General features: G+C 33.4%; 7 protein-coding genes. 4 read left to right on the top strand and 3 right to left on the bottom strand.

Annotation, left to right across the window (positions count from 1 at the left end; all coding sequences use genetic code 11):
- Window positions 1–349 (top strand): CotD family spore coat protein (locus V7014_RS20420; protein ID WP_335509775.1); only part of this gene is annotated, 349 nt, incomplete at its 5' end.
- 410 nt (window positions 350–759) lie between these two features.
- Here the strand turns inward: V7014_RS20420 and V7014_RS20415 are convergent.
- The 3 genes from V7014_RS20415 to V7014_RS20405 all read right to left on the bottom strand — a co-directional run bounded on the left by V7014_RS20415 (window position 760) and on the right by V7014_RS20405 (window position 2995).
- Window positions 760–1035 (bottom strand): hypothetical protein, encoded by a 276-nt coding sequence (locus V7014_RS20415; RefSeq protein ID WP_335509773.1) that lies wholly within the window; start codon window positions 1033–1035, stop codon window positions 760–762.
- 22 nt (window positions 1036–1057) lie between these two features.
- A complete protein-coding gene (locus V7014_RS20410) occupies window positions 1058–1465 on the bottom strand; it encodes a hypothetical protein (RefSeq protein ID WP_335509771.1) in 408 nt (135 codons plus the stop codon).
- Between the two features lie 471 nt (window positions 1466–1936).
- The gene (locus V7014_RS20405) at window positions 1937–2995 is read right to left on the bottom strand and encodes a DUF3900 domain-containing protein (protein ID WP_335509769.1); all 1059 of its coding nucleotides are present in this window, start codon (window positions 2993–2995) and stop codon (window positions 1937–1939) included.
- A 165-nt stretch (window positions 2996–3160) separates the two neighbouring features.
- Here V7014_RS20405 and V7014_RS20400 point away from each other — a divergent pair, with 165 nt between their 5' ends.
- The 3 genes from V7014_RS20400 to rraA all read left to right on the top strand — a co-directional run bounded on the left by V7014_RS20400 (window position 3161) and on the right by rraA (window position 5723).
- A complete protein-coding gene (locus V7014_RS20400; RefSeq protein ID WP_335509767.1) occupies window positions 3161–4432 on the top strand; it encodes an ATP-binding protein in 1272 nt (423 codons plus the stop codon).
- 96 nt (window positions 4433–4528) lie between these two features.
- Window positions 4529–5164, top strand: coding sequence for a uracil-DNA glycosylase (locus tag V7014_RS20395; RefSeq protein WP_335509765.1), 636 nt, complete (start codon window positions 4529–4531; stop codon window positions 5162–5164).
- A gap of 76 nt (window positions 5165–5240) precedes the next feature.
- Window positions 5241–5723 carry a ribonuclease E activity regulator RraA gene (gene rraA / locus V7014_RS20390; RefSeq protein ID WP_335509763.1) on the top strand — a complete coding sequence of 161 codons (483 nt, stop codon included), beginning with the start codon at window positions 5241–5243 and terminating at the stop codon, window positions 5721–5723.
- Window positions 5724–5873: the final 150 nt, after the last annotated feature.

Here is a 5873-nt window from a genome sequence, read left to right as displayed (position 1 = left end):
AATTATCACTTGTCCTACTGAGACTGAAGTAAGAACAAGAACACAGGAACGAGTAGTTAAACATGTTCATCCTAAAGAGATCATCCATGTACACCGTACAGTGATAAAGCATAAACATGAATATCCAGTATACGAAAGAGATGTTTATGAGACAGTGGTTGAAGGTCATGATAGTGGTTGTGGTCATCATCATCACCATCATGAACAACATGTACTACATCATGAACAACATGAAAGTACTAAACATAAACATCATCACAAACACCATGTAGTACATGAAAGTTGTTTTAAGATTGATTCTGAAAGTGAACACGATTGTGTAAAAAGAAAAGATTGTAGGGATTGGTAATTATATGCACCCTTTTATGGGTGCTTCTTTATTCGCTAAGTCTCGTGGTTTGATGTAAAAGTAAAACTCCTTCAAAATTCTGAGGGGCTTATTTTTGTTTTTTTAGGTAGTGAAATGTAAATTCTGTTGTAATAAAAGGTAAAAGGAACATTAGTAATATTGATAAACCAATTAAGTAATTGTCTATTTCTAGTATGTTTACTGTTGATTTAATAAAGTAATTAAACATAAAAAAATTACTTATAAGACTTATTATGTATAAAATTTTCTCCAATTTTTCGTCCCCTATAGATTTAAAATTTGTGAAAAATATCTATTTATAAAGATACCATAATTAAAGAGATCATCTGTTTCATTAAGATTTATAATTAAAGCCCCAACTCGTTTGAGAAGGGGCTAAATGTACTTTTTTACCATAACCCAGTACTTGTACCATACTGTTTAACATCATCAGGCATCTTTGCGATTGTAGAAGCTGCAGTTACCGTTTTAGTTTTGTTCTCGTTTGGATTATTGGTAGGTATAAACTTATCCATATCAATTTCAATTTGCACAATTTTTATATCATTTTGTCTGATTGCAACTGTAACTGTTTTCGCTGCTTTCAACTTTTCTTGTTTTAAAAAATCATAAGTCTGATTAAATACATGTTGTGTAGCTATTGCTGGCGTAAGTTCTTTTGACATATCTACAAAAACAGTAATGTGGTTATTTTAGTTCCAATGCATCTGTAACATCTGTTGACTCAGCATACACGAACGTACTTGTGTCAATTGATTCATTTTCTTCAGTTTCATCCACAAATTCTTCCTCTATTATAGGTTCTTCAACTTTTACTTCAGAAATTGTTTCCTCTTCTGTATTACTATTAGCTTTTGCTTTTTCAATCTTCATCTTTAGGAATGCTGTGTCTTCATCAAATAAGAGTGATATGTTGTAAGAGTTCTCAGTATAAGTATAATCATTACTTTCACTTCCGAAAAATTCAGAGACTTTTGAACGATCTAGTCCTAATGATTCTAACATTTTTTCTTTTGGTTTGTCAGTTGCATTGGAAATATTAGAACATCCAACTAAAAGTAGTAGTGTCAAAAGTAATAGAAATAATTGTCTCAAACTACAATCCTCCTGAAAATTCTAAATGTTATTATGATTAAATATTATCAGAATTAAGATATGTTTACATCAAAGGTATTTAGTACTTCAAATTCACTACTATCAAATTGGGTCATTGAATGGTCTCAGAATCCATATTTGAATTGGGGTAGGTAAGGGTATTCAGAATATTAATTATAAGATTGGTAGGATGGGGTAACGTTTTGTTACTACCTACAAAGGTGATATGCATTGTATGCATTTCTTAATGCACTTCACCTTTAAAGGGGAATGTTATGACTGTCCAAATCTGTATTGTAGTCACTTTCGGACAAAAATGTCCAAAAGAAAACCACTACGTTGAATTGTAGTGGTTGATTTATTAACAAGTACCCCAATTATAATATAAGTGCGTGGTCATAAACGTGGTCATACTTTAATAAGAAATGGACTTGTTTTCCCTGTTTTTCTTCAATTTCCTTTCATTTCCAATCACTCGTTTCTCTTCCGCAATCGCTCAATCACAACATCCAACTCATCCGGCTTCAAAAACTCAATCGGACTTGCCGTCTTCTCAAAAGTAATCGTATCAGATTCAATAATCGTCACATATTTTCCATTTAGTTTAGCGACATGAACCGTCTCTCCAAAATCAGATAACATGCCATTCACACCAACATGGTCAAGCTTCATTCGTAGCTCCAAATCAGGTGTGATTTCAATCATGGACGCTGTAGCTTCAACAATTTGGTGTGTTTCTAATTGTTCTTTAATTTCTCGTTTATCGCTGACACTCCATACTTCCATTTCCTGTTCAAACTGTTTGAACTCTTCACTTTCATCTTCAAGTGATTCTAGAATCGTTTCAGTAACCATTTCCATAACTTGATTTTTCATAATTTCAGGCATTGGTTCATTGTAATCCACATACTTAAGAAAATCTTCGAAGTAGCGGGCATGAGATGCTTGGTGGATTTTGAGTTCGCCTTCTTCGACCATGCCTTCTTCGGGCATGTGAGGGTACATAATACTTTTCATGTTTTTGGTTGTAATGGCCATTTCAACAGTTTTAATCATCGTTTTCTCATCAGAGATGGAAGCTACTTTTGGTTCGAAGTCACATTTTAAAATGAACAAAAATGGCTCATCGAAATATTTGTTTAGCTTAGCGGATGCAACGATGAAGACGCCGCCTCGTACGCTGCTTGTATCGGCATATAGTTGAACGAATTTCTCTGCGTTTTCATGAAATGCTTCTTTCGTTTCGGCAAAGCAGGTTTTGTTAAAGAGTACGAAGTTTGGGTTTGATGCGAGTTCGAAGCCATCTTCTACTACGAAGTACCCGAGCTTTGTTGGTACATTTTCTGCTTTTGGGTGTTTTTCTACTTTTCGTTTTGAAATTTTTTTTAATTCTCCATCTAGAAATTCGCTAAGGGAACTTTGTTCATATTCATTTTTATCTAAAGTTTGATAATGCTTGATCATTTTATTGCTGTCGTCATTTTCCATTTGAATGACGTAAAATGAAAGGAATAGTACTCCAAAATCCATTAATTTTCACCTATATTCTATAATTTCCTCTATGAAGTATAGTAATAAAATGAACAGTTCGTCAACGCTTAGGGGAAAAATGCGTTTATCTGTTATTTATACAAGATTATGATAAGCTATAATAGTAAGAAAATGATTACATATAATGAAAAGGACGCAGATTGAATGACAAAAAACAGTATTATAAAATTTTCAGATACAAACATTAATGAAATGCCAATGTATTATGATTACGGAGCAGCTGTATATGCTGTGAAGAATTATTTAAATAAAGAAATCGGAGAAGATTTTATCATTTTCTCTGATACAGATACAACGAATGAGATTTGGGAAGTGCTTCAAGAAGATTTGGAGTTTAATAATGATGCAGTACAGTTATTGAAACCAATTTATGATTGCATTGAAACAGCAGTGATTTCATCTAATCATACTGATAAGAAAATGGAATTTGTTATTAAACCTAGCATAGTGAATAATCTTTTTTATTATTCTAAGTTCAAAGTGGCTCTTGGTCAATTTTCTATTTTTAAGGCGCATGATGATAGAGATCATGATTGTATTTTTGCACCTAGCAATGAGCATATGCAAGCCTTTTTGGATTATGTGCTTCAAAGAAAACGCGAATATATTAAAGATTATGTAACGGTGTTTATTGATACTGATGGGGATGTAGAAACGGAAAAAGAAAAAGTAACGAATCTAGTGACACGTGATGATGTTTTTCTAGAAGAGGAAATGAAGAAACAAATTTACCGTTCTATAGATGAGTTCTTTATGAATAACGGAGAATTTTTTCAAACGTATAATATTCCTTATAAACGAGGTATTCTATTATACGGTGATCCAGGAAACGGAAAGACTACGTTGGTAAAATCAATTGCTCAAAGTATTTCTGCACCTGTTGCCTATTGGCAAATCACAGAATTTACTTCAAGTTATTCAATTGGGGAAGTATTTTCTTCTGTAGCTAAAATGGCGCCTATGGTATTAGTGATTGAAGATATTGATTCGATGCCAGAGGATGTACGTTCTTTCTTCTTGAACACACTTGATGGAGCAACCTCAAAGGAAGGAATTTTCTTAATTGGTACAACGAATTATCCAGAAAAGATTGATCCAGCGCTTATTAATCGTTCTGGTCGATTCGATCGAGCTTATGAAATTCCGATGCCAACAAAAGAAATGCGTATCAATTATTTAAAAGCAAAAAATTTAGTTCATTTCTTAACAGAAGAAGATGTAAATCAAATTGCTGAACATGCAGAAGGATTCTCTTTCGCTGATTTAAATGAAGTGTATAATTCTTTAGCTCTTCAATGGCATTATGAGAAACAAGTTGATGTTGAACGAGTTTGTCGAGAATTAAAAAATGATAATCAAAAAGCGAATGACCGTTCTTGGAAAACTGAGAAGAAACGAATGGGCTTTAATTTTTAATAATAAAACTGACTCTAATACATTTAGGAGTCAGTTTTTTGCGCTTTACAAAAAAAGGGTATAATAAAAAAATTATACGTTGTAAAGGGTGGTAAGATGAGAATTCCTGAAGAACTTGCTGAAATCGTTAGAAAAAGAATAAAGGGGAACCCTGTTGAAGGATTTGTTTATGGAAGTGGCCCTGATAAGCCTAGATTAATGCTAGTAGGCGAAGCACCAGGTGAAACAGAAATAGGAAATGGCATACCGTTTAGCGGGCGAGCTGGTCAAAAGTTATTGGAGTTTCTAGAAGGTGTAGGTTTAACTAGAGAGGATGTATATATAACAAGCGCTGTAAGAAGTCGTCCTTATAAATGGCGTGAGAAACGCAATCGTCAAGGTGAAAAAGAAATGAAGAAATACAATCGTCCACCAAATTTAAAAGAAATTATTGCTCATGCACCAATTATTGATTACGAGATTCAGCATGTTCAGGCACCTATCATTGTTACACTTGGGAATGTTGGATTACAACGGTTAGCAGGCAAGAATATGAAAGTGACGGAAGTACACGGTCAATTCCTTAGACAACCAGTTTTGTATATAGATGAAAATAATGCTTTTCAATGGACGGATAAAAATTATTTGCTGTTTCCTACCTTTCATCCTGCATCAGTTTTTTATAATCCGAAATTACGTGATTTAGTAGCCAGTGATCAACAAAGATTGAAAGGGTGGCTTCAAAATCTATGAATTATCAGAGAAAACAGGATTATTCGTCATATTTCTAGAAAGTATATATATTCATATATAGAATGGGGAGAAGGAAATGTCGAATTTTAAAACAGCTGATTTATGTGATGAATACAGTAAGGAACTAAAAATTTGTGAATTAGAACTGATATCCTATGGCGGTGTTAGAAGTTTCTCTGGAAAAATTGCAACAGTTCGCGTATTTGAAGATAATGTACTTGTTAAACAAGCATTGCAAACAATAGAGGAAGGTAGCGTCCTTGTTGTTGATGGTGCTGGATCAAGAAAATGTGCTTTAATGGGTGACATGTTAGGAGAGATTGCTCAAGAAAGAAAGCTTGCCGGTGTAATTATTAATAGTTGCGTGAGAGATAGTGCTGAGTTAGGTAAAATGAATATAGGCGTTTTAGCTATTGGTACAAACCCTTTAAAAAGCGTGAAAAGAGGACAAGGAGATCGCGATGTAACACTTTCGTTTGGCGGTATTGAGTGGGTACCAGGTCATTTTGTTTATTGTGATGAGGATGGAGTTATCGTTTGCGATAGAGAATTGGTTTGATAATTTTGAAAAAAGATTCTATTTCTCGATAGATGAGTAAGAATGCTGTATTAAATAAGAAGAAAATGATTGTATGGATTGATTGTACAGTCATTTTCTTCTTTATTTTGATAAAAGCATTTTAAAATTTATATAGCGGGCTTTTTATCC

It is taken from the genome of Bacillus sp. JJ722 (assembly GCF_036963345.1).
Taxonomy (GTDB): Bacteria; Bacillota; Bacilli; order Bacillales; family DSM-1321; genus Bacillus_AD.
Note: the sequence above shows the minus strand (reverse complement) of the source record. Positions and strands in the feature narration are given on the sequence as shown.